The 21,416-nt window shown below is 68.3% G+C and carries 19 protein-coding genes and 1 other RNA gene; 8 read left to right on the top strand and 12 right to left on the bottom strand.

Translation table 11 applies throughout. The features are described from left to right. Positions 1 to 29 precede the first annotated feature (29 nt). A complete protein-coding gene (locus J7500_RS05440; protein ID WP_294060486.1) occupies positions 30 to 311 on the top strand; it encodes an ETC complex I subunit in 282 nt (93 codons plus the stop codon). A 76-nt stretch (positions 312 to 387) separates the two neighbouring features. After that, positions 388 to 588, top strand: coding sequence for a dodecin family protein (locus J7500_RS05435; RefSeq protein WP_294060485.1), 201 nt, complete (start codon positions 388 to 390; stop codon positions 586 to 588). Positions 589 to 597: 9 nt separating this feature from the next. Here the strand turns inward: J7500_RS05435 and J7500_RS05430 are convergent, their stop codons facing one another. Genes J7500_RS05430 through J7500_RS05415 form a run of 4 tightly spaced genes read right to left on the bottom strand, consistent with a single transcriptional unit; the run spans position 598 to position 3,256 of the window. Continuing rightward, positions 598 to 1,119 (bottom strand): NUDIX hydrolase, encoded by a 522-nt coding sequence (locus tag J7500_RS05430; protein ID WP_294060484.1) that lies wholly within the window; start codon positions 1,117 to 1,119, stop codon positions 598 to 600. Between the two features lie 10 nt (positions 1,120 to 1,129). Beyond that, positions 1,130 to 1,798 carry a hypothetical protein gene (locus J7500_RS05425; RefSeq protein ID WP_294060483.1) on the bottom strand — a complete coding sequence of 223 codons (669 nt, stop codon included), beginning with the start codon at positions 1,796 to 1,798 and terminating at the stop codon, positions 1,130 to 1,132. A gap of 1 nt (position 1,799) precedes the next feature. Beyond that, a complete protein-coding gene (locus J7500_RS05420) occupies positions 1,800 to 2,648 on the bottom strand; it encodes a YgcG family protein (RefSeq protein ID WP_294060482.1) in 849 nt (282 codons plus the stop codon). A gap of 26 nt (positions 2,649 to 2,674) precedes the next feature. Continuing rightward, the gene (locus tag J7500_RS05415; RefSeq protein WP_294060481.1) at positions 2,675 to 3,256 is read right to left on the bottom strand and encodes a LemA family protein; all 582 of its coding nucleotides are present in this window, start codon (positions 3,254 to 3,256) and stop codon (positions 2,675 to 2,677) included. Between the two features lie 116 nt (positions 3,257 to 3,372). Between J7500_RS05415 and mscL the strand changes: the two genes are divergently transcribed. Next, complete coding sequence (gene mscL / locus J7500_RS05410) at positions 3,373 to 3,804, top strand: large conductance mechanosensitive channel protein MscL (RefSeq protein ID WP_294060480.1); 432 nt, start codon at positions 3,373 to 3,375, stop codon at positions 3,802 to 3,804. A 3-nt stretch (positions 3,805 to 3,807) separates the two neighbouring features. Here mscL and J7500_RS05405 read toward each other — a convergent pair whose 3' ends face one another. Beyond that, positions 3,808 to 4,239 carry an Rrf2 family transcriptional regulator gene (locus J7500_RS05405; RefSeq protein WP_294060479.1) on the bottom strand — a complete coding sequence of 144 codons (432 nt, stop codon included), beginning with the start codon at positions 4,237 to 4,239 and terminating at the stop codon, positions 3,808 to 3,810. 101 nt (positions 4,240 to 4,340) lie between these two features. Here J7500_RS05405 and ssrA point away from each other — a divergent pair. Both ssrA and gyrB read left to right on the top strand, forming a co-directional pair. Beyond that, positions 4,341 to 4,727, top strand: a transfer-messenger RNA (tmRNA) gene (gene ssrA / locus J7500_RS05400). Positions 4,728 to 4,794: 67 nt separating this feature from the next. Next, positions 4,795 to 7,317: a DNA topoisomerase (ATP-hydrolyzing) subunit B gene (gene gyrB / locus J7500_RS05395; RefSeq protein ID WP_294060478.1), complete on the top strand. Its 2,523-nt coding sequence runs from the start codon at positions 4,795 to 4,797 to the stop codon at positions 7,315 to 7,317. 3 nt (positions 7,318 to 7,320) lie between these two features. Here gyrB and J7500_RS05390 read toward each other — a convergent pair whose 3' ends face one another. Together J7500_RS05390 and J7500_RS05385 are read right to left on the bottom strand one after the other, a co-directional pair. After that, positions 7,321 to 8,415, bottom strand: a complete 1,095-nt coding sequence (locus J7500_RS05390; protein ID WP_294060477.1) for an acyltransferase — start codon at positions 8,413 to 8,415, stop codon at positions 7,321 to 7,323. 72 nt (positions 8,416 to 8,487) lie between these two features. Continuing rightward, entirely contained in the window at positions 8,488 to 9,333 is an 846-nt protein-coding gene (locus J7500_RS05385; RefSeq protein ID WP_294060476.1) for an oxygenase MpaB family protein, read from the bottom strand. A 118-nt stretch (positions 9,334 to 9,451) separates the two neighbouring features. On the opposite strand from J7500_RS05385, the gene ppc reads away from it, so the two are divergent. Then, positions 9,452 to 12,124 carry a phosphoenolpyruvate carboxylase gene (ppc, locus tag J7500_RS05380; RefSeq protein ID WP_294060475.1) on the top strand — a complete coding sequence of 891 codons (2,673 nt, stop codon included), beginning with the start codon at positions 9,452 to 9,454 and terminating at the stop codon, positions 12,122 to 12,124. 92 nt (positions 12,125 to 12,216) lie between these two features. On the opposite strand, the gene J7500_RS05375 is transcribed toward ppc, so the two are convergent. Together J7500_RS05375 and J7500_RS05370 are read right to left on the bottom strand one after the other, a co-directional pair. Next, on the bottom strand, positions 12,217 to 12,987 hold the full coding sequence (locus tag J7500_RS05375; RefSeq protein WP_294060474.1) for an ABC transporter permease: 771 nt from the start codon (positions 12,985 to 12,987) through the stop codon (positions 12,217 to 12,219). Next, a complete protein-coding gene (locus tag J7500_RS05370; protein WP_294060473.1) occupies positions 12,984 to 13,934 on the bottom strand; it encodes an ABC transporter ATP-binding protein in 951 nt (316 codons plus the stop codon). The genes J7500_RS05375 and J7500_RS05370 overlap by 4 nt, the downstream gene beginning before the upstream one ends. Positions 13,935 to 14,182: 248 nt before the next feature. Between J7500_RS05370 and J7500_RS05365 the strand changes: the two genes are divergently transcribed. Beyond that, a complete protein-coding gene (locus J7500_RS05365; protein WP_294060699.1) occupies positions 14,183 to 14,644 on the top strand; it encodes a TlpA disulfide reductase family protein in 462 nt (153 codons plus the stop codon). 24 nt (positions 14,645 to 14,668) lie between these two features. On the opposite strand, the gene J7500_RS05360 is transcribed toward J7500_RS05365, so the two are convergent. The 3 genes from J7500_RS05360 to J7500_RS05350 form a co-directional block, all read right to left on the bottom strand. Beyond that, a complete protein-coding gene (locus J7500_RS05360) occupies positions 14,669 to 15,427 on the bottom strand; it encodes a DsbA family protein (RefSeq protein ID WP_294060472.1) in 759 nt (252 codons plus the stop codon). Then, on the bottom strand, positions 15,424 to 16,791 hold the full coding sequence (locus J7500_RS05355; RefSeq protein WP_294060471.1) for a M48 family metalloprotease: 1,368 nt from the start codon (positions 16,789 to 16,791) through the stop codon (positions 15,424 to 15,426). The genes J7500_RS05360 and J7500_RS05355 overlap by 4 nt, the downstream gene beginning before the upstream one ends. Positions 16,792 to 16,914: 123 nt before the next feature. Next, positions 16,915 to 19,608, bottom strand: a complete 2,694-nt coding sequence (locus J7500_RS05350; protein ID WP_294060470.1) for a ribonuclease E/G — start codon at positions 19,606 to 19,608, stop codon at positions 16,915 to 16,917. A 542-nt stretch (positions 19,609 to 20,150) separates the two neighbouring features. Between J7500_RS05350 and J7500_RS05345 the strand changes: the two genes are divergently transcribed. Then, positions 20,151 to 21,353 (top strand): N-acetylmuramoyl-L-alanine amidase, encoded by a 1,203-nt coding sequence (locus J7500_RS05345; protein WP_294060469.1) that lies wholly within the window; start codon positions 20,151 to 20,153, stop codon positions 21,351 to 21,353. Positions 21,354 to 21,416: the final 63 nt, after the last annotated feature.

Below are 21,416 nucleotides of genomic sequence, written 5' to 3'. Positions count from 1 at the left end.
GGATTTGACGATCGATTGGAGACCATAAGTTGAAGACCGCGCGCATCTTTCAGCGTCCCAAGAACGCGATGCAGTCGGGCCGCGCCCGCACCGATCAATGGGTACTCGAGTTCGAGCCTGCGTTCGGGCAGCGCCCGGACCCGCTCACCGGCTGGAACGGCGGCGGCGAGACGTCGAACCAGGTCCGCATCGCCTTCCCTACGCTCGAGGCGGCGAAGGCGCATGCCGAGCGCGAAGGCTATGCCTATCACATCGTCCCGGCGCCGGCGCGCAAGCTGAAGCTCCAGGCCTACGCGGATAACTTCCGGTAAACTCCACGCCGGCCCGATTGACTTGCCCACCCCCGTGCGATGCTATCGCGGCGCGGGGGCAGCGAAGGAGCAAGTCATGGCAGTTGCCAAGACCATCGAGATCGTTTCCGCTTCGTCCGCCGGAATCGAGGACGCCGTCCAGAGCGGCGTCGCAAAGGTCGCCGAGACGATCAACAACATCGAAGGCGTCTGGGTGAAGGACACCAAGGGTGTGGTCCGCGACGGCAAGGTTGCCGAATGGCGCGTGACGCTGGCGGTGACGTTCCTGGTCGCCTGACGCCGCGGCTCAGCCCAGGAACGACTGGGCGAGCAGCAGCAGCAGCTTCACGTCCACCGCGAAGCCCTCGGCACGGCGCGCCGCCACGAAGGCAGGCACGTCCTCGAGCGCGACGCGGTGGACGTTGATGTCTTCGTCGGCCGTGCCGCCGCCCGCGCCGATACGGGTGAGCCCGGTGGCGCGAACGAGCGTGAAGCCTTCGCTGACCATGCCGGGGGAGGAGTGGAAATAGCCGAGCTCCTCGACCGTCTCGCAATGATAGCCGGTCTCCTCCTCCAGCTCGCGCCGCGCGGCGAGGAGCGCGGTGTCGCCGTCATGCTCGTCGCCGATCAGCCCGGCGGGTAGCTCGAGACAGCGCCGGCCGAGCGGCACGCGATACTGGTCGACGAGCAGGACATGGTCCTCGGCATCGATCGCGAGGATCACCGCTGCCTGGATGCCGCGGGCGCGCGAGACATATTCCCAACGGCCCTGGCGCTTGGCCACGATCCACTTGCCTTCCCAGGCGACTTCCACGGGTTCGTCGGTCATGCGGGGCGACCTAAAGCACGATCAGCCGGTCGGGAAGCTCGTTCGTGTCGCCTTCGCTGCGCGGGAAATGCTCGGCGAGCACGGCGCCGATCCGCGCGACGGCGTCGGCCATGCCGTCGCCGGGGCGGCCGTCCTTCACTGCCGCGATCAGCGCGGCCATCGCATCGCCCCACACTTCGGGCGCGACCCTGGAATGGATCGATTCGTCGGCGATGATCTCGGCGCGGTGCTCGGCGAGGCTGAGGTAGAGCAGCACCCCGGTCGAGGCCTTGGTGCGCTTCTCCGCCGCGGCGCGGAACAGGCCGAGCGCGCGGCGGCCGACGCGGCGGGTCTTGGTCGCTGCCGGAGTCGCCGCCATCCGCAGCGCGTCCCAGGCGAAGGCGAAGCGCACGACGAGGAAGGTCACCACCATCAGCAGCAGCGCGAAGGCGAGGTACCAGCCCGGCGGCGTCTCCGACCAGCCGTCGACCAGCCGCGCGTGGAGCCATTCGGCGGGCACCGGCTGCCAGGCGAGCAGCGCGAGCACCAGCAGCATCGCCAGCACGGCCCAGTGCAGCGCGACGTCGTGATAGGAATCCGAGCTGCGCGCGACGACGGTGACGATCTCGCCATCGGTGTGGAGCTCGGCGGCAGTGACGGCCGCGGTCACGCGTTCATGATCCTCTGGGCTCAACCGCATCTCACCAGCCCCCCGAGGCGCCACCGCCCCCGAACGATCCGCCGCCGCCCGAGAAGCCGCCGCCGCCTCCGCCCCAACCGCCTCCGCCACCCCAATCGGAGCCGCCGCCCCAGCCGCTGCCGCGGTGCGAATCGCGGCTCATCTCGTTGGCGATGCTCCACAGGACGATCGGCCAGGCGCCGCCGCCGCCGCGATAACGCCGGCCGCGCCGCGCGCCGTTGGCGAACATCGGCAGGATCACGAAAAGGAACACGACGCCCCAGAAGACCAGGCCCCAGGGGACCCGCCCGCCGCCGCGCGACGCGGCGTGCGGCTTGGCGGCCGCCTGGGTGGCCTGCTGCGCGCGCGCCTCCGCGGCTTCGAGCGGCAGCTTCATCTGCTCGCCGATCGCCTGCGCGCCGGCCATGATCCCGCCGGGCATGTCGCCGGCGCGGAATTTGGGAAGGATGGTGTCGTTGACGATCTGGTTCGACAGCGCATCGGTCATGATCGGCTCGAGGCCGTAGCCCACTTCGATCCGCACTCGGCGCTCGTTGGGTGCGACGATCAGGAGGATGCCGTTGTTCGCCTCCTTCTGCCCGATCCCCCAGGCGCGGCCGAGCTGGTAGCCGTAATCCGCGATGTCATAGCCCTGGAGGTCGGGGATGGTGGTCACGACGAACTGGCGCGACGAGGCCTGTTCGATCGACTGCGAAAGCGTGGTGAGCTCCGCCTCCTGCTCGGGCGAGAGCAGGTTGGCGGCGTCGACCACGCGGCCTTCGAGCTTGGGGAATGTCGGCTGCGCCCGCGCCGGCAGGGCGAGCAGCAGCACGCCTGCCAGCAGCAGGAAAAGCCAGCGGTGGAGAGTCATGTCCGCCTCCCGGGCGCCTCTCGCGATCAGCTGCCGTTCCCGAAGTCCACCGTCGGCGCGCGCTCGGCGCCGGCCTGGGCCTGGAAGGGCGTGATCGGCTGGGCGCCGTAGAAGACCTTGGCGCCGATCGCGTCGGGGAAGGTGCGGATGCGCGTGTTATAGGCCTGCACCGCGGCGTTATAGTCGCGCACCGCGATCGCGATGCGGTTCTCGGTGCCTTCGATCTGGCTCATCAGCGTGCGGAAATTCTCCTGGCTCTGGAGCTGCGGATAGGCTTCCTGCAGCCGCTGGAGCGTCAGGCTGACGCGGTTCTGCGCCTCGTTGAACGCCGACATCTTCGCCGGGTCCTTGAGGTCGTCGCCGCTCACCTGGAGCTGCGTCGCGCGGGCGCGGGCCTCGGTCACGTCCCTCAGGATCTGGCTCTCCGAGCTGGCGGCGCCCTTCACCGTCGCGACCAGGTTGGGGATCAGGTCGGCGCGGCGCTGATAGTTGGTCTGGACATCGGCCCAGCGCGCCTTGGCGTTCTCCTCGGCAGTGGGGATGCTGTTGAGCCCGCAGGCCGAAAGCAGCACGGCGGAGACGAGCGCGATCGCGGCACGAAACTTCATCGGGGATGATCCTCCAGGTCCATCGATGGGTGTTTTATACGGCAATCACACTGGTGTCCGAAAGCGAATTCGGACATCAGCGTAACGATGGCTGTGGTTTCGAGGGAGACTGGACCATGTGGAGCGAGTTCCGCACTTTCATCGCGCGCGGCAATGTGATCGACCTGGCGGTGGGCGTGATCATCGGCGCCGCCTTCGGCAACATCACCAAATCGCTGACCGACGACATCATCATGCCGATCGTCGGCGCGCTGTTCGGCGGGCTCGATTTCTCGAGCTATTTCATCCGCCTCGGGCCGGTGCCCGCGGGCTATGCCGGATCGCCGACCAACTATGCCGCGCTCAAGGCGTCGGGCGTGCCGCTGCTCGGCTTCGGCCAGTTCGTGACGGTGGTGATCAACTTCCTGATCCTGGCCTTCATCATCTTCCTGCTGGTGCGGTTCGTGAACCGCACGGTGCTGCGCGCCAAGGAAGCGGCGGCGGCGGAAGCCGAAGACGTGGTTCTGCTGCGCGAGATCCGCGACGAGCTGCGCGCGCGGCGGAGCTGAGGCTCAGGCCGCGGCGAGATCCTCGGCGACGGCATCGGCGAGGCTGGTGCCGTCGAGGATGCGCGCGGTCTCGTCGCGCACGCGCGCCATCGCGTGGCGGATCGCGCAGGTCGCCTCGTCCTTGCAGTCGTTGCAGGGGCGATAGGCGGTGCGGCTGACGCAGGGGACGAGCGCGAGCGGCCCCTCGATCACGCGGATGATCTCGCCGAGCGAGATGAGGTGCGACGGGCGCGCCAGGCGGTAGCCGCCCATCTTGCCGCGCGTGGAGAGCAGGAAGCCGGCCTCGCGCAGGTCCGCGAGGATCAGCTCGAGGAACTTGCGCGGCACATTCGCCTCGGTCGCGATACGGCCCATCGGCATCGGCGCACCGCTGGCGGGCTGCGCGGCGAGGAAGAGCATCGCGCGAAGTGCGTAGCGGGAACGCTGCGTCAACATGATGCACCTCTCATGCCAAGGCTTTGCCGCACTGTGAACCCCGTAGAAACATTTAAGCGGGGCCGTGACATCGATGGCACAGCTTCTAGCCGCGCCAGCCTGACCTTTTCATTAATCGCGGAGCACCCTATATAGGGTCTCGCCGGGTTTTACCCGGCTATGGGGATAAACGAAGGCGTGCAATAGATGCAGCGGACCCGGGGGCAGTACCCGGCGGCTCCACCATAAATGGTGGTGTATCTGGACACCGTTTCTGACGGGGCCGAACCAGGATCGACGTGTGTTGAAAAGCGCCATCCATCTCTCAGCGTGGGCCACTGTGACGGTCCATCACACAAGTGCCAACGATAACGAAGCACTCGCTATTGCGGCCTAACCCTACGGCTTAACGGCCCAAGGTTAGACTAAAATGCGCGGTCGGACCCCACCGGGCAACAGAAGGGGATTCCAGCGGCACGGGGAGCGCCGGGCAACAGAAGCTCCCCACCTTCCGATGCCCTCCCCAAGCGCCCTATTTTGCTTCCGTTCCGCGGCGGCGGACCCTATATGCTGGGCATGGCAGATACTCCCTCGACGAATTCCTACGGCGCAGAATCGATCAAGGTCCTCAAGGGGCTGGACGCAGTCCGCAAACGCCCCGGCATGTACATCGGCGACACCGACGACGGCTCGGGCCTCCACCACATGGTGTTCGAGGTCTCGGACAATGCGATCGACGAGGCGCTCGCCGGCCACTGCGACCTGATCCTGATCACGCTCAACCCCGACGGTTCGGTCTCGGTCGAGGACAATGGCCGCGGCATTCCCACCGGCATCCACCCCGAGGAAGGCGTCTCCGCGGCCGAGGTCATCATGACCCAGCTCCACGCCGGCGGTAAGTTCGAGAACACCAGCGACGACAATGCCTACAAGGTCTCGGGCGGCCTGCACGGCGTGGGCGTGTCGGTGGTCAACGCGCTCTCCGAGTGGCTCGACCTCAACATCTGGCGCGACGGCGAGGAGCATTACATGCGCTTCGCCTATGGCGACGCCACCGCGCCGCTCAAGGTCATCGGGCCGGCGCCCGAGGGCAAGAAGGGCACGCGCGTGACCTTCCTCGCCTCGACCGAGAAGACGCCGGGCGACGGCGGCACCTTCAAGAACCAGATCGAGTACGACTTCGACAAGCTCGAGCATCGCTATCGCGAGCTCGCCTTCCTCAACTCGGGCGTGCGGCTGGTGCTGCGCGACGCGCGGCACGAGGAGGTGAAGGAAATCGAGCTGTTCTACGAGGGCGGCATCGCGGCCTTCGTGAAGTGGCTCGACCGCAACAAGCAGGCGCTGATGCCCGATCCGGTCGCGATCTCGGGCACGCGCGACGACGTGACGATCGACGTCGCGCTGGAGTGGAACGACTCCTATTACGAGAACGTCCTCTGCTTCACCAACAACATCCCGCAGCGCGACGGCGGCACGCACTTGGCGGCGTTCCGCGCGGCGCTGACCCGCACGATCAACAATTATGCGGACAAGTCGGGCGCGCTGAAGAAGGAGAAGGTCACCCTCACCGGCGACGACATGCGCGAGGGGCTGACCGCGATCGTCTCGGTCAAGCTGCCGGACCCGAAGTTCAGCTCGCAGACCAAGGACAAGCTGGTCTCGTCCGAAGTGCGCCAGCCGCTCGAAAGCCTGATGGCCGACAAGCTGGCGGAGTGGCTCGAGGAGAACCCCGCGGTCGCGCGCCAGATCATCCAGAAGGTGATCGACGCCGCCGCCGCGCGCGAGGCCGCCAAGAAGGCGCGCGAGCTCACCCGGCGGAAGGGCGTGATGGACATCGCCTCGCTCCCCGGCAAGCTCGCCGACTGCCAGGAGCGCGATCCCGCCAAGTCCGAGCTCTTCCTGGTCGAGGGTGACTCGGCCGGCGGCTCGGCCAAGCAGGGCCGCGACCGCCATTTCCAGGCGATCCTCCCGCTTCGCGGCAAGATCCTCAACGTCGAGCGCGCCCGCTTCGACCGGATGCTGTCGAGCCGCGAGATCGGCACGCTGATCCAGGCGATGGGTACCGGCATCGGCCGCGACGACTTCAACCTGGAGAAGCTCAGGTACCACAAGATCGTCATCATGACCGACGCCGACGTGGACGGCGCGCACATCCGCACGCTGCTGCTGACTTTCTTCTACCGGCAGATGCCCGAGATCATCCAGGCGGGGCACCTCTACATCGCCCAGCCGCCGCTCTACAAAGCGAGCAAGGGCCGCTCCGAAGTGTATCTGAAGGACGATGCGGCGCTCGACCAGTATCTGGTCGACGCGGGCGTCGGCGGAAACATACTCGAGACCGCCGGCGGCACGCGCAGCGGCGACGACCTGCGCGACCTGGTCGAGCATGCGCGCCGCATGCGCACCCTCATGCGCTATGTGCCGCGGCGCTACGATCCCTCGATCATCGAAGCGCTGGCGCTGGGCGGCGCGCTCGATCCCGAGGCGACGCGCGAAGTACGCGCCGAGCGGCTGGCGACAGTCGCGACGCGGCTCGACGCCGCCGATGCCGAGGCGCGCTGGAGCGTGCGCGTCACCGAGGACGGCGGCTATCATTTCGAGCGGCTGTGGCGCGGCGTGACCGACCACCACATCGTCGAGGCGAGCTTCCTCGTCTCGGCCGAGGCGCGCAAGCTCCACGCGCTCGCCGCCGAGCAGGCGCCGAGCTATCTCGTGCCCTCCAAGCTCGTCCCCTCCAAGGCGATCCCGGCGACCGAAGCCGAGGCCGCGGCGGCGCTTGAGGACGGCGAAGAGGCCGAGGCGATCACCGTCGGCAAGGGCGAGGCACTGGTATCGCGCCCCTCGCAGCTGCTCGACGCGATCCTCGCGGCCGGCCGCAAGGGCCTATCGATCCAACGCTACAAGGGGCTGGGCGAGATGAATGCGGAGCAGCTGTGGGAAACCACGCTCGACCCGCAGAACCGCTCGATGCTGGTGGTCCAGATCGACCAGGCCGATGTCGCCGACGCGATCTTCACGCAGCTGATGGGGGATGTCGTCGAGCCGCGCCGCGAATTCATTCAGGAAAACGCGCTGAGCGTGGCGAATCTGGACGTCTAGGCTTTAGCGGCCAGCCACGGCGGCGGCTTCTCCCCGGGGAGGCGGCGCTGCCGGGGCCGGCGTGCTTCGCGTCGCAGCCCCGCGCAGCGTCCGTTGGGCGGGGCACTCGATCCAGCGCCAGGTCAAGGCGGCGACGGGCAGCGTCAGCACTACCGTCGTCAGGCACATCGGCACGTCGCTGCGGACGACGCCAAACGGGTCGGCATGGGCGAGCAGCATCACGATGATCGGGTGGTCGAGGTAGATCGAATAGGAAATCGCCCCTAGGAACACGACCGGGCCGCTCGCCAGGGCGCGCTGCCAGAGGCTCGCTGGCTCACCTTCGGCCAGGGCCCAGATCAGCAGCGGGAATGCGGGCGCCAGGAACCAGGCGTCGTTGCCCACTGCGATCGACCAGAGATAGATCAGGCCGAACACGGCTGCGCAGAGAAGATCGGTGAACAACGCGCTCGGCCGCCGCTTCGTCCCGCGCGCGAACAGGCAGACCGCGACCCCCGCGGCAAAACCGGTCGCGGCGCGGGCAAAGGCGATGCCTCCGACGATCCACAGGCCCTTGCTCGACAGCGCTATCGCCACGAGCAGCGCCGGCCCGCCGAGGAAGAGCAGGGGGAGCAGCCAACGCCGAACCCGGGGCAGGACCACCGACAGGACCGGAAAGACCAGGAAATAGGTCCACCATTCGACGCTGATCGACCAGGCCGGCGCGTTCACTGCCCCGGCCTGGCCGTGCCAGGGAAAGGCCATGGTCAGCGTGAGCTCCTTGACCAGCTGCGGCGCGTCGAGCCAGACCGGTGCCGCCTCGCCCGAAGGCGGCAGCAGGACCGTGACGAGAGCGGCGGTTGCGGCCGTGAAGAGATGCAGTGGATAGAGCCGTGCGAAGCGGGCCGCGGCAAAGGCGTGCCAGCGGATCGGCCGGTCGGCGGCGCGCATATAGGCCAGGCACATCACATAGCCCGACAGTACAAAGAAAAGGTCCACGAAGATCTGCCCGGGGAGGCCGCGCGCGCCGTGGGAGACCGTCACCGTCGCGTGGTGCAGCACAACCGCGAGCGCGGCGAGGCCCCGCAGGCCGGCGAGCTGGCGCACGGAATCGGACAAATTCTCCCCCTGCGTCATTCCCCCGGACACGCGGAGGATAGGGCCCGAATGGTTAGGATAAGCTGAAACGCGCTAACGAAACGCCCAGCGCAGCGTGCTGGCGAGGCCGCCGGCGCCTAGCCGGACCGCGGGCGTGGCCAGGCCCGGGCCGGAAAGCCCGTGCATCCGGCGCGCCCAGCGGGGGAGGAGGTCGACCGCGGCCTGGAAGGTGATCGCCTGCACCGGCGCCGCCGCCATGCTGGGCGCGGGCTGCGACAGGACGAGGCGGGCGACTTCGCGCGTGCGGGCATCGGCGACGAGCGCGGGGCGCATCGCAAGGATCAGCGCGTCGGCCTCGGCGCGGCTGCGCGGGACTGGATGGGCGCCCAAGGCCTCGGCAATGCGCGCGAATTCGGCGAAATAGCGGTCCTGGTCGGCGACGCTCATGCCCGGCTCGGCATAGCGGATCCACGCGTCGAGGAAGCTAACCGCCTCCGACACATGCACCCAGGCGAGCAGCCGGGGATCGTCGGCGGCGTACGGCATCCCCTCGGGCAGGACGCCGCGGACGCGGGTGTGGACGTCGCGCACCCTGGCGATCGCGGCCTCGGCCTGGTTTCGCTCCGCATAGCTGGTGACGGCGATGAACCGCGCGGTGCGCCGCAGCCGGCCGATCATGTCGCCGCGGAAGCTCGAATGGTCCCAGACGCCCGCGAGCACTGCCGGGTGGAGCATCTGGAGGAGCAGCGCGCTCACGCCACCGACCATCATCGTGGTGACGTCGCCGTGCACGCGCCACACCATCGAACCGGGCCCGAACAACCCGTCGGCGCTCCGCACCACGGGAGTCTCGCCGCGCGCCTGATCGTTGAGCAACGCGCGCACGCGGCCGACGAGGGCGCGCTTGAGCGGGTGGGCGATCGGTCGGGGACTTGCCATCACCTTGGGATTTAGTCGAATCGTGCAGCGCGACAACGGCTGGGCGCAATGAACGATCGGCGACAGGCCTGCGCACGAAAGTTGACGCTACGGCTTTTGCAGTGCAGCAACACCGGCCATGGCTAGCCTGGCGATCGCGAACAACCCCGACATCCGTTTCCTCGGCCGACTGCTCGGCGACGTCATCCGCGCCTATGGCGGCGAGGAGCTGTTCAAGCGAATCGAGTATATTCGCGCGACTTCGGTCGACCGCCACCGCGGCGTGGCCGGCGCCGAGGCGATCGATCCGGGGCTCGACCGGCTCAGCCTCGACGAGACGATCGATTTCACGCGCGGCTTCATGCTCTTTTCGATGCTCGCCAATTTGGCCGAGGACCGCCAAGGCGTGACGAGCGAGCAGGACACCGACTTCGCCGCGGCGCTGGCGCGGCTGGAGGGGCATGGCATCGGGCGCGAGGCGGTGATGGCGCTGCTCGATCATGCGCTGGTGGTGCCGGTGCTCACGGCGCACCCGACCGAAGTGCGCCGCAAGTCGATGATCGACCACAAGAACCGGATCGCCGAGCTGATGGCGCTCAAGGATCTGGGGCTCGACGAGACCGAGGACGGCGACAAGATCGACGAGGCGATCCTGCGCCAGATCGCGCTGCTGTGGCAGACGCGGGTGTTGCGGCGCGAGAAGCTGGGCGTTCCAGACGAAGTCGAGACCGCGCTTTCCTATCTGCGCGACGTGTTCCTGCCGGTGCTGCCGGCGCTCTATGCGCGCTGGGATCGTGCGCTGGGCGAAAGGCTGCCGAGCTTCCTGCGCGCCGGAAGCTGGATCGGCGGCGACCGCGACGGCAATCCCTTCGTCACGGCCGATTCGCTGCGCCTGGCACTCGCCCGCGCGGGCGAGGCCGTGCTTTCCTATTATCTCGACGCGGTCCATGCGCTCGGCGCCGAACTCTCGATCTCGACCGAGCACGCCGAGGTCGATGAGGCCGTGCTCAAGCTCGCCGAGGCGAGCCACGATACCGGCCGGAGCCGCGCCGACGAGCCCTATCGCCGCGCGCTGTCGGGAATCTACGCCCGGCTCTCGGCGACGCACGAGAAGCTGGCCGGCAAGCCGCCGGCGCGCCCCGCCCCCATCCCCGCCGAGCCCTATGCGCATCCCGGCGAGCTGCGCGAGGAACTGGCGGCGATCGCGCGCGGGCTGGCGGCGCAGGGCGGCGGTGCGCTCTCGAGCGGCGGCGCGCTGGGACGGCTGATCCGCGCAGTCGAGGCGTTCGGCTTCCACCTCGCCACGCTCGACATGCGCCAGAACAGCGCGGTCCACGAGCGCGTCGTCGCCGAGCTGCTCAAGGCCGGCGGCGTGTGCGACGATTATGCGGCGCTCGCCGAGGAAGAGCGGATCGCGCTGCTCCGCCGCGAGCTGGCGAGCCCGCGGCTGCTCACCAGCCCCTATGCCAGCTATTCGGAGGAGACCGCCTCCGAGCTCGCGATCATGCACGCCGCGGCCGAGGCGCATGCGCGCTACGGGCGGCAGTGCATCACGCACTACATCGTTTCGATGGCGCAGTCGGTCTCCGACCTGCTCGAGGTTCATGTGCTGCTCAAGGAAGCCGGGCTCTATCTGCCGGGCGAGCAGCCGCAGGCGCATGTCATGGCGATCCCGCTGTTCGAGACCATCGCCGACCTGGAAGGCGCGCCCGCGATCATGGAGGCCTGGCTGGGCCTGCCCGAAGTCGCCGCGATCGCCGCGGGCCGCGGGCACCAGGAAGTGATGATCGGCTATTCCGATTCGAACAAGGACGGTGGTTATCTGACCTCGACCTGGCAGCTCTCGCGCGGGTCGACGGCGCTCAAGCCGGTGTTCGAGAAGGCCGATCTGGCGATGCAGCTGTTCCACGGGCGCGGCGGCGCCGTGGGACGCGGCGGCGGATCGAGCTTCGCGGCGATCCTCGCGCAGCCGCCGGGGACGGTGCAGGGCCGCATCCGCATCACCGAGCAGGGCGAAGTGATCGCCGCCAAATACGGTACGCGCGAGAGCGCGATGACCAACCTCGAGGCCATGGCATCGGCGACGCTGATCGCGAGCCTGGAGCCCGAGCAGCTGGCGCCAGCCGATTCCGAGCGGTTCGCCGCGGCGATGGACCGGCTGTCGGACACGGCGTTCCACGCCTATCGCGACCTGGTCTACGGCACCGAGGGCTTCACGCGCTATTTCCGCCAGGCGACGCCGATCGCCGAGATCGCGGGGCTCAAGATCGGATCGCGTCCGGCGAGCCGGAAGAAATCCGACGCGATCGAGGACCTGCGCGCCATTCCCTGGGTGTTCAGCTGGGCGCAGGCGCGGGTGATGCTGCCGGGCTGGTACGGCGTGGGCGCGGCGATCGAGGCATTCGAGGACAAGGGGCTGCTGCGCGAGATGGCCAGCGCCTGGCCCTTCTTCCGCGCGACGCTCGACAATATGGAGCAGGTGCTCGCCAAGTCGGACATGGGGATCGCCCAGCATTATGCCGCGCTGGTCGAGGACGCCGCGCTGCGCGACGCGATCTTCGGGCGGATCCGCAGCGGCTGGCAGGCGACGCACGACGGACTGCTGACCGTGACGCGGCAGACCCGGTTGCTGGAGAAGCACCCGGCGCTCGACACCTCGATCCGGCTGCGGCTGCCCTATATCGAGCCGCTCAACCTGCTCCAGGTCGAGCTGCTCAAGCGCCACCGCCGCGGCGAGGACGACCCGCGGATCGGCGAGGGCATCCTGCTGTCGATCAACGCGATCGCGACGGCGCTGAGGAACAGCGGCTGATTAAGTCGTCACCCCCGCGCAGGCGGGTGCCCAGAATCACGAGGACATCGCCTGCGATTCCTGGGTCCCCGCCTTCGCGGGGATGACGGAGATCAGTTCTTCAGCCGGTACCCCGTGCGGAAGATCGCGATGATCAGCCCGAGGCAGACGGCGAGGAAGGCCGCGGTGAAGCCCAGGCTCCAGCCGATGCCGACGTCGCCCTGGCCGAAGAAGCTCCAGCGGAAGCCGCTGACCAGATAGACCACGGGATTGAACAAGCTCACTGTCCGCCAGGGATGGGGCAGCATGTCGATCGAATAGAAGGCGCCGCCGAGGAAAGTGAGCGGGGTGATCAGCAGCGCGGGCACGAAGTTGAGCTGCTCGAAGCCCTTGGCCCAGATCCCGATGATGAAGCCGAGCATCGAGAAGGCGACCGAGGTCAGCAGCAGGAAGGCGATCATCGCCGCGGGATGATCGACCCGCAGGTCGACGAAACAGGCCGAGGTGATCAGGATGATCAGCCCGATCGCCACCGACTTGGTCGCCGCCGCGCCGACATAGCCGACGACCAGCTCGACCGACGAGATCGGCGCCGAGAGCAGTTCGAAGATCGTCCCGGTGAACTTGGGAAAGTAGATGCCGATCGACGCATTCGAGATGCTCTGGGTGAGCAAGGTCAGCATGATCAGCCCGGGCACCAGGAAGGCGCCGTAGTTCACGCCGCCCACGTCCTGGATGCGGCTGCCGATCGCGCCGCCGAAGACGATGAAATAGAGTGACGTGGTGATCACCGGCGTCGCCACGCTCTGCCAGAGCGTGCGCAGTGTGCGCGCCATCTCGAAGCGGTAGATCGCCCAGATGCCGTGGAAGTTGATCCCGGTCATGCCGCGGCTCCTTCGTTGGCGGCGTCGCGGTGCTCGACCAGGTCGACGAAAATGTCCTCGAGGCTCGACTTGGACGTGTCGAGGTCCTTGAAGGCGATGCCGAGCTCGCCGAGCTTGCGCAGCAGCGAGGGGATACCGGTACGCTCGGCCTGGGCGTCGAAGGTGTAGCGCAGGCGATGGCCCTCGTCCTCGAGGCTCAGATGCCAGTCCTCCAGTCCTGCCGGGATCGTCTCCATCGGCTCGACCAGCGACAGGTCGAGCTCGCGCTTGCCCAGCTTCTTCATGAGTGCGGACTTCTCGTCGACGAGGAGCAGCTGGCCCTTGTTGATGACGCCCACCCGGTCGGCCATTTCCTCGGCCTCTTCGATATAGTGGGTGGTGAGGATGATCGTGACGCCGCGTTCGCGCAGGCTCCCGATCAGCTTCCACATGTCGCGGCGGAGCGAGACGTCGACGCCCGCGGTGGGCTCGTCGAGGAAGAGGATGTCGGGTTCGTGGCTGAGCGCCTTGGCGATCAGCACGCGGCGCTTCATGCCGCCCGACAGCTCCATGATCTTGGAATTGCGCTTGTCCCACAGCGACAGGTCGCGGAGCACCTGCTCGGTGTGCGCGGGGTCCTGCGCCTTGCCGAACAGGCCGCGGCTGAAGCGCATCGTCGCGAGCACCGTCTCGAACATGTCGACCGACAGTTCCTGCGGCACCAGTCCGATCCGCGATCGCGCCTCCCGCGGATGGCGGATCGCGTCATGGCCGTCGACCAGGATCGTGCCCGAGCTGGGCGTGACGATGCCGCAGATGATCGAGATCAGCGTGGTCTTGCCCGCGCCATTAGGGCCGAGCAGCGCAAAGATCTCGCCGCGGCGAATTTCGAGATCGACATGCTCGAGCGCTTTCTGCCCCGAGCCATAGGTCTTGCTGACCTGAGAGACCGACAGGATTGGTTGCATAGAGCCCCCGGAACGGAACGGACCCGTTACGTAGGTGCCGGGGTGCGGGGGGACAAGGCGGGGCAAGGCCATTTCATTGCCGCGAGCGCGCGGAATGGTGCGGCCGATTTGCTTGACCCGGCGCCCGGTGCCCGCCAGGATTCGCGCGGGGCAGAAGGGGGAACTTCATGAAGGCAGGAATCTCAGTGCCTGTTCGCGTGGCACTATTGGCGGCGCTCGGTTTCGTGCTCGCCAGCGCCGCGCCGAGCATGCCAGCGGCGCCATCCTCGGTAAAGGTTGGCAAGCCCGCGCCGGATTTCACGCTGACGCTGGTCGACGGCAGCCGCGTCACGCTCGACGAACTGCGCGGCAACGTGATCGTTCTCAATTTCTGGGCGACCTGGTGCGTTCCGTGCCGCGCCGAACTGCCGACGCTGGATTCCTATTACGGATTTCGCAAGAACGCGGGGCTGCGCGTCTTTGCGGTGACAACCGAGGGTTCGTTGCCGATATACAAGCTCAAGGAACTCTTCGCCGCAATGAAGATACCCGCGGTGCGCTCCGTCCGCGGCCCCTATGGGGCGATCCAATCGGCCGTACCGACCAACATCGTGATCGATCGCAACGGCGTGGTCCGCTACGCCAAGGCCGGCGCTTTCAATCTCGATCGACTCAACGAGTTGCTCGTACCGCTTCTGAACGAGCCGGTGAGGCCGCAACCCGCCTCCTGACGCGGGCTGGAGTTCCGCCCTCGGTTACTTCTTCGCCCGAGCCGCGGCGACCGCCTCTGCCAGGCCCTGATAGTCGCGGGCGCCGTAGAAGAGCTTGCCGCCGATCACCCAGCTCGGCGTGCCAGTCATCGCCAGCTCGGCGCCCAGGCGGTGGTTGCTGGTGATTTCCTGCTCGACCGGCTTGGAGCGGATCGCCTGCTCGGCGCGGGCCATGTCGAGCCCGGCCTTTTGCGCCGCGGCGGCGATGGCCTGGTCGCTGGGACCGTCGGCCTGGAATAGCGCCTCGTGGAACGCGAGATACTTGCCCTGCTCGGCGGCCGCCAGCGCCCAGCGCGCCGCAGTCACGCTCTCGGGCCCCAGCACCGGATATTCACGGTAGACGATGCGGACGTTGGGGTCCTTCGCGAGCAGCTCGGCGATGCCGGGCAGGCTGGCGCGGCAATAGCCGCAGGCATAATCCATGAAGGCGACCAGCGTGACGTCGCCGCTGGGATTGCCCGCCCAGGCCGAGCCGAACGGCGTGGTGAGGTTCTGCAGGTGCCCGGGCAGCGCGGCCTGCGCGTGCTGTTGGGCCTTTTCCGCCTGCTCGTTCTCGCGCGCCTGGAGCCGGTCCATCGCCTCGGGAAGCACTTCGGGATGGGCGAGCAGATAGCCGCGCACCGCCGGGCCGGCGAGCGAAGGCACCAGCGCGATCAGCGCGGCGAACAGCGCGGCGCCGAGCAGCGCCGATGCGACGAAGGCGCCGGCGAGCGCCAGCGGGTTGCGCAGCAGCTTCTCGATCATTGCAGCCGGCGCCCCTTGCGCTTCTCTTCTTCCATCGCGGTCTGCGAAACCATCATGATGTCCTGCGCGCGCACCCAGTCGGACGAGCCCTGCGGCAGGCCGGCCATCGCCGAGCGCGCGCTGACCAGCGCGGTGCGCGCGTCGCCCATCATATTGGCGCGCTCGGCCGTGGCGAGCGCGGTGCGCGGCTCGTCGCCCTTGCGCTCGTAGACGGTGCCGAGCTGCATCCAGGCAAAGGGATTCTCCTTGTCGCGTGCGACCGCCTGGCGGAGTATCGCCTCGGCCTCGGCGAGATGGCTGTCGTCCTCGGTCGCGAGCAGCGCATGGCCGAAGGTGGCCGCGATCAGCGGCTGGTTGTTTGAGCGCTGGGTCGCTTCGCGCAGCGGCGCCAGCGCCTCGGCCGGCTTGCCCGATTCGAGCAGAATCTGGCCCTCGAGCTCGAGGAAATAGGGATCGTGCGGATCGGACTTGACCAGCGCCGCCGTCTCCGCCGCGGCCTGATCGGGGTAGCCCGACTTATGATAGGCGTAGGCGCGCGCATAATGGGCGGCGACCGAGTTGTTCGACGGCGGATAGAGGCGCAGCGTCGCCTCGGGCTCGTTGACATAGCCGCGCAGCTTGGCCTGCACGCGCTTGAACCGCGCCTCGATCGCCGGATCGAGCGGCTTGGTCCAGGTCGGCGCCTTCTGCAGGTCCGCCTTGAGCGTCTCGACGCGCTCGGCCGACATCGGGTGAGTCTGCGCGAACGGGTCCACCTCGGGATCGGTGGTGTAATAGCCGTAGCGGTGCATCTCGGCAGTGAGCTTGTCGAAGAAGCTCAGCATGCCCCGCCCGCTCATCCCGGCGGTGATGAGGAAGCGCGAGCCGGCCGCGTCGGCAGAGGATTCCTGGACGCGGCTGAAGGCGAGATATTTGCCGATCGCAGCGCGCTGGCCCATCATCAGGATGCCCGCGCCGGCGTCGCCCGCGCCCGCAGCCATTGCAGCGGCGCCGAGCAACAGGCTGAGAATCGAGATCTTGGTGTAGCCGCCGTCGTTCTGCATCACGGCGTGGCCGCCGACGATATGGCCGATCTCGTGCGCGATCACGCCCTGGACTTCGTTGGCGGTATCCGCGGCGTCGAGCAGGCCGGTGTGAATGTAGACGATCTGCCCGCCCGCGACGAAGGCGTTGATCGACTTGTCCTGGACCAGCACGACGCGGAAATTGGCGGGGGAAAGACCGGCCGCCTGGGCGAGCGGGCGCGCCATGTCGGCGAGCAGCGCCTCGGTCTCGGCATCGCGCAGGATCGATTGGGCCATCGCCGGACTCGCTGCGAAGCAAGACAGGCAAAACAGGGCCAGTAAAGTCGCAAGGCGCCTCATGCGCTGCATCATCGTCTCAAACTCCCCGGCCGGCAACGCTCTCGGGCAGGCGCGATGAACATCGCGTGAAGCGTGGAGGAGGGGAGCGGAAGGACATTGCGTCCGTCCGCTCCCCCTTCACGCTCAGGCGCCGAAAGTCCGCTGCCACCAGCCGCGACGCGGCGTGCCTTCCTCACCCGGCTCGCCGGCTTCGGCCGGCTCTTCCGCAGCGACCTCGGCCGCTTGCTCGGCAGGCGCGAGATCCTGGGCGACTTCGGCTTCGGGCTCGGCAGGCGCCTCGGCGACCGGCTCCGGCGCGGCCTTGCGGCGGCTGGAGCGGCGCCTGGGAGCCGGAGCCTCCTCGGCGGCAGGAGCCTCGGGTTCGGCAGCGGCCGGCGCCTCGACGGCGGTTTCGGTTTCGGCTTCGGCTTCGACCGGCTCGGCCTTCTTGCGACGGCTGCGCTTGGGCTTGGCTTCGGCCTCGACCGGTTCGGCAGCGGGAGCTTCGGCCACTACCTCGGCCGCGGCCTCGGCGGGTGCTTCGGCTTCGGCCTCGACCTTCTTGCGGCTGCGGCGGCGCTTGGGCGCCGGGGCCTCGGCTTCGGCCGGAGCGGCCTCCGCTTCGGGCTCAGCCGCGACGACGACGTCGCTCGGCTCGGCCTCGGCCTCGATCACGCCTGCCGCCTCGGCGACACCTTCCTCGGCCTGGGCGCCACCGCGACGGCCACCGCGACGGCCGCGACGGCGACGCTTGCGGCCGCCCTCGCCTTCGCCCGCGTCCTCGGCCGGGCGCTCGCCGGCTTCGAGCTCGCTCTCGGTTTCGCCCTCGCCGGCCTCGACGTCCTCGTCGGTCTCGGCGCCGGTTTCCTGCGCGCCATCGCCCTCACCCTCGCGGCCGCGACGGCCACGACCGCGGCGGCGGCGGCGGCGCTTGCGGCCTTCGCCCTCGGCGCCTTCGCCGCGCTCGCCACGCTCGGCGCGACGCTCGACGGCCTCCTCGGCTTCCTCTTCCTCGAGCTCGTCGGCTTCCTCGACATAGTCTTCCTCGGGCTCCTCGACGAGGCGCTCGATCCTGGGCGCATGCGCCGGCGGCGGGCCCGAGGCCTCGACCGACATGCGCGCGCCTTCGAGCTCGCCGTCCGAAGCGACTTCGATCGTGACGCCGTAGCGATCCTCGATCTCGGCGAGCTCGCCGCGCTTCTTGTTGAGCACATAGAAGGCCGCTTCCTGGCTCGCGCGGAGCGTGAGCTGCGAGCCGCGGCCGCGTGCGGCCTCGTCCTCGATCAGGCGCAGCGCCGAGAGGCCGGCCGACGAGGCGGTGCGGACCAGCCCGGTGCCCTCGCAATGCGGGCACTGGCGAGTGGAGGCTTCGAGCACGCCGGTGCGCAGGCGCTGGCGGCTCATCTCCATCAGGCCGAAGGCGCTGATGCGGCCGACCTGGATGCGCGCGCGATCGTTCTTGAGCGCTTCCTTCATCGCCTTCTCGACCTTCCGGACATTCGATCCGTGGTCCATGTCGATGAAGTCGATCACGACGAGGCCGGCCATGTCGCGCAGGCGCAGCTGGCGCGCGATCTCCTGTGCGGCTTCGAGGTTGGTCGCGGTCGCGGTCTGCTCGATATTGTGCTCGCGCGTTGAGCGGCCCGAGTTGATGTCGATCGAGACGAGCGCCTCGGTCGGGTTGATCACCAGATAGCCGCCCGACTTGAGCTGGACGACCGGGTGATACATCGCGGCGAGCTGGTCCTCGACATGCGCGCGCTGGAACAGCGGCACGGCGTCGGCGTACTGCTTCACCTTGCGGGCGTGGCTCGGCATCAGGAGCTTCATGAAGTCCTTGGCCTGGCGATAGCCCTCCTCGCCCTCGACGATCACTTCGTCGATGTCGCGATTATAGATGTCGCGGATCGCGCGCTTGATCAGGTCGCTGTCGCCATAGACGAGCGCGGGTGCGGTGGAGCGCAGCGTCTCCTCGCGGATCCCGTCCCACAGGCGGGCGAGATAGTCGAAGTCGCGCTTGATCTCGGTCTTGGTGCGCTGGAGCCCCGCGGTGCGGACGATGCAGCCCATGGTCGGCGGCAGCTTGAGGTCCGACATGATCGTCTTGAGGCGCTTGCGGTCCGCCGCCGAGCTGATCTTGCGCGAGATGCCGCCGCCGTGCGCGGTGTTGGGCATCAGCACGCAGTAGCGGCCTGCGAGGCTGAGATAGGTGGTGAGCGCCGCGCCCTTGTTGCCGCGCTCTTCCTTCACGACCTGGACGAGCAGCACCTGACGGCGGCGGATCACGTCCTGGATCTTGTAGCGGCGGCGCAGGTTCATGCGGCGCTGGCGCAGTGCCTCGGCGTCGTCGGAGTTGCCCCCGCCGCCGCGCCGGCGACGGCGGCCGCGGTTCTCGCTCGCCTCTTCGCCCTCGCCCTCGCCGGTTTCGGCCTCGTGCTCGCCGTCCTCGTCGTCGGCGGGACGCTCGAGGACCTCGACGCCGTCCTCGCCCTCGAGATGCTCGTCGTCGTCGCCGTCCTCGGCAGCGCGCAGCGCGGCTTCCTCGGCAGCGTGCTCGGCCTCCTCGCGGAGCAGCGCCTCGCGATCCTCCTTGGGGATCTGGTAATAGTCGGGGTGGATTTCGCTGAAGGCCAGGAAGCCGTGGCGATTGCCGCCGTAATCGACGAACGCCGCCTGGAGCGAGGGCTCCACGCGCGTCACCTTGGCGAGATAGATATTACCCTTGAGCTGCTTGCGCTCGGCGCTTTCGAAATCAAACTCCTCGATTCGATTTCCCTTGACGACCGCCACGCGGGTCTCTTCCCGGTGGCGTGCGTCGATCAGCATACGCATTGTCATTTATTGTTCTCCGGGCGCGCCGGCCTGAATCCGCGATGGGGCTAAGCGCGTGCGCGCGATACATGATGCGGCCGCGGGCCGGACGACGTCCGGCTGCGGTCTCGCGGGTTTCGAAAAATGCTGCTGCTCGAAGGGCACGCCCGAACGCGTGGTCCGGAAACTCCGCCACGCCCGCGCTGCCGGCCGAAACGGCCTGGCGGTGCGGACAATGGGGAAAGTGCCTCATACGAGCGTCAACCTGAACTGTCGCGGCAGATGTGGCCGCGGATACGCTCCCACACAAGAAGGGGAGCAATCACTGCCCTAGCATCGGTCGCGCCATGCGGCAACTCCAGTGGCTAAATGCGTTGGAGCGCCAAGCTCACAACTTCCGTCAAGCCGGTGAACGCATGCGTTCATCGCACACCAGCCATTAACCACCGCGCTTAACCGCGTGCTTGGACCCGTGATGTAGGTTCCGGCGCGTCAGGGCAGACTTGTGCGAGTTGTGTAGAATGGATTTGGGCTGGACCCCCCGGCGCCCGACGCGGCATATCCCCCCAGTGCTTTTCCTGATCGCCCTTCTCAGCGGCTGGCTGACGGGGGTTCCGAGCTGGGCGGGGGTAGTCCAACAGGTCCGCGTGAGCGGCGACCGCATCGTCGTGAGGTTCGACGAGCCGGTGGCCCGGGCCAGCGCCTTCGTGCTTTCGGACCCGCGCCGCATCGCGCTCGACGTACAGGGCGCCGCCCCGGGGGGCCGCGTCGAGGTGGGCGGGCCGATCGCGGGCATCCGCCAGGCACCGCGCGCCGAGGACGGAGCGCGGATCGTGTTCGACCTCGCCCGCCCCGCCATCGTGACCGAGGGCAATTTCGGCGTCGACGGGCGCACGCTCACGCTCCAACTCGCGACGGTGGACGACGCGCGTTTCGCGCGCGCCGCGGCCGAGCATCGGCTGAGCTTCCTGCCGCCGCTCACTTATCTCCAGCCGGCGAGCCTTCATTCGTACAGCGTGTCGATGCCGGTGCCGCGCCGCGCCGCGCCGGCCAAGCTGCCGCACGTCTATGGCGACGCGAGCCGGCCGCTGGTGGTGATCGACGCGGGCCATGGCGGGCACGATCCCGGCGCGCTCGGCCCCGACGGATCGCTGCGCGAGAAGGATTTGACACTGCAGGTAGCGCAGGCGATCAAGGATGCGCTGCTCGCCTCGGGCCGCGTGCGCGTGGCGCTCACCCGCGAGGACGACCGGTTCCTGGTGCTCCAGGAACGCTATGGCCTGGCGCGCCGGCTCAAGGCCGACCTGTTCATCTCGGTCCATTGCGACAGCGCGACCAATCCCGACGCGACCGGCGCGACGGTCTACACGCTGTCCGAAGTCGCCTCCGACAAGGAAGCCGCTCGGCTCGCGGCGCGCGAGAACAAGGCCGACATCATTGCCGGAGTCGACCTGGGCGAGCAGAGCGCCGACATCTCGTCGATCCTGATCGACCTCACCCAGCGCGAGACGATGAACATGTCCGCCGACTTCGCGCGCCTGCTCGGCCGCGAGGCAGAGCCGCTGATTCCGATCAAGTCCAACTACCACCGCATGGCTTCTCTGATGGTGCTGAAGGCGCCCGACCTGCCCTCGGTGCTGTTCGAGACCGGCTATATCTCGAATCCGCACGACGCCGAGTTCCTCGCCTCCGAGGAAGGCCGACGCAAGGTCGCCGAGAGCGTGCGCAAGGCAGTCGAGATCCATTTCGCCAAGCGGCTGGCTTCGCGATAGGCCGTGCTCCCTAAGGGAATTGTGCGGCTTTCATCCGCCCTCAATCCTGCTACACCGCACCCC

This window comes from Sphingomonas sp. (assembly GCF_017744835.1).
Lineage (GTDB): Bacteria > Pseudomonadota > Alphaproteobacteria > Sphingomonadales > Sphingomonadaceae > Sphingomonas.
This window is presented reverse-complemented; position numbering and strand designations above follow the sequence as displayed.

Coding starts and splice junctions, on each gene's coding strand:
- J7500_RS05435 (WP_294060485.1), top strand. CDS start 388: ATGGCAGTTGCCAAGACCATCGAGATCGTTTCCGCTTCGTCCGCCGGA.
- J7500_RS05430 (WP_294060484.1), bottom strand. CDS start 1,119: ATGACCGACGAACCCGTGGAAGTCGCCTGGGAAGGCAAGTGGATCGTG.
- J7500_RS05425 (WP_294060483.1), bottom strand. CDS start 1,798: ATGCGGTTGAGCCCAGAGGATCATGAACGCGTGACCGCGGCCGTCACT.
- J7500_RS05420 (WP_294060482.1), bottom strand. CDS start 2,648: ATGACTCTCCACCGCTGGCTTTTCCTGCTGCTGGCAGGCGTGCTGCTG.
- J7500_RS05415 (WP_294060481.1), bottom strand. CDS start 3,256: ATGAAGTTTCGTGCCGCGATCGCGCTCGTCTCCGCCGTGCTGCTTTCG.
- mscL (WP_294060480.1), top strand. CDS start 3,373: ATGTGGAGCGAGTTCCGCACTTTCATCGCGCGCGGCAATGTGATCGAC.
- J7500_RS05405 (WP_294060479.1), bottom strand. CDS start 4,239: ATGTTGACGCAGCGTTCCCGCTACGCACTTCGCGCGATGCTCTTCCTC.
- gyrB (WP_294060478.1), top strand. CDS start 4,795: ATGGCAGATACTCCCTCGACGAATTCCTACGGCGCAGAATCGATCAAG.
- J7500_RS05385 (WP_294060476.1), bottom strand. CDS start 9,333: ATGGCAAGTCCCCGACCGATCGCCCACCCGCTCAAGCGCGCCCTCGTC.
- ppc (WP_294060475.1), top strand. CDS start 9,452: ATGGCTAGCCTGGCGATCGCGAACAACCCCGACATCCGTTTCCTCGGC.
- J7500_RS05375 (WP_294060474.1), bottom strand. CDS start 12,987: ATGACCGGGATCAACTTCCACGGCATCTGGGCGATCTACCGCTTCGAG.
- J7500_RS05370 (WP_294060473.1), bottom strand. CDS start 13,934: ATGCAACCAATCCTGTCGGTCTCTCAGGTCAGCAAGACCTATGGCTCG.
- J7500_RS05365 (WP_294060699.1), top strand. CDS start 14,183: ATGCCAGCGGCGCCATCCTCGGTAAAGGTTGGCAAGCCCGCGCCGGAT.
- J7500_RS05360 (WP_294060472.1), bottom strand. CDS start 15,427: ATGATCGAGAAGCTGCTGCGCAACCCGCTGGCGCTCGCCGGCGCCTTC.
- J7500_RS05355 (WP_294060471.1), bottom strand. CDS start 16,791: ATGAGGCGCCTTGCGACTTTACTGGCCCTGTTTTGCCTGTCTTGCTTC.
- J7500_RS05350 (WP_294060470.1), bottom strand. CDS start 19,608: ATGACAATGCGTATGCTGATCGACGCACGCCACCGGGAAGAGACCCGC.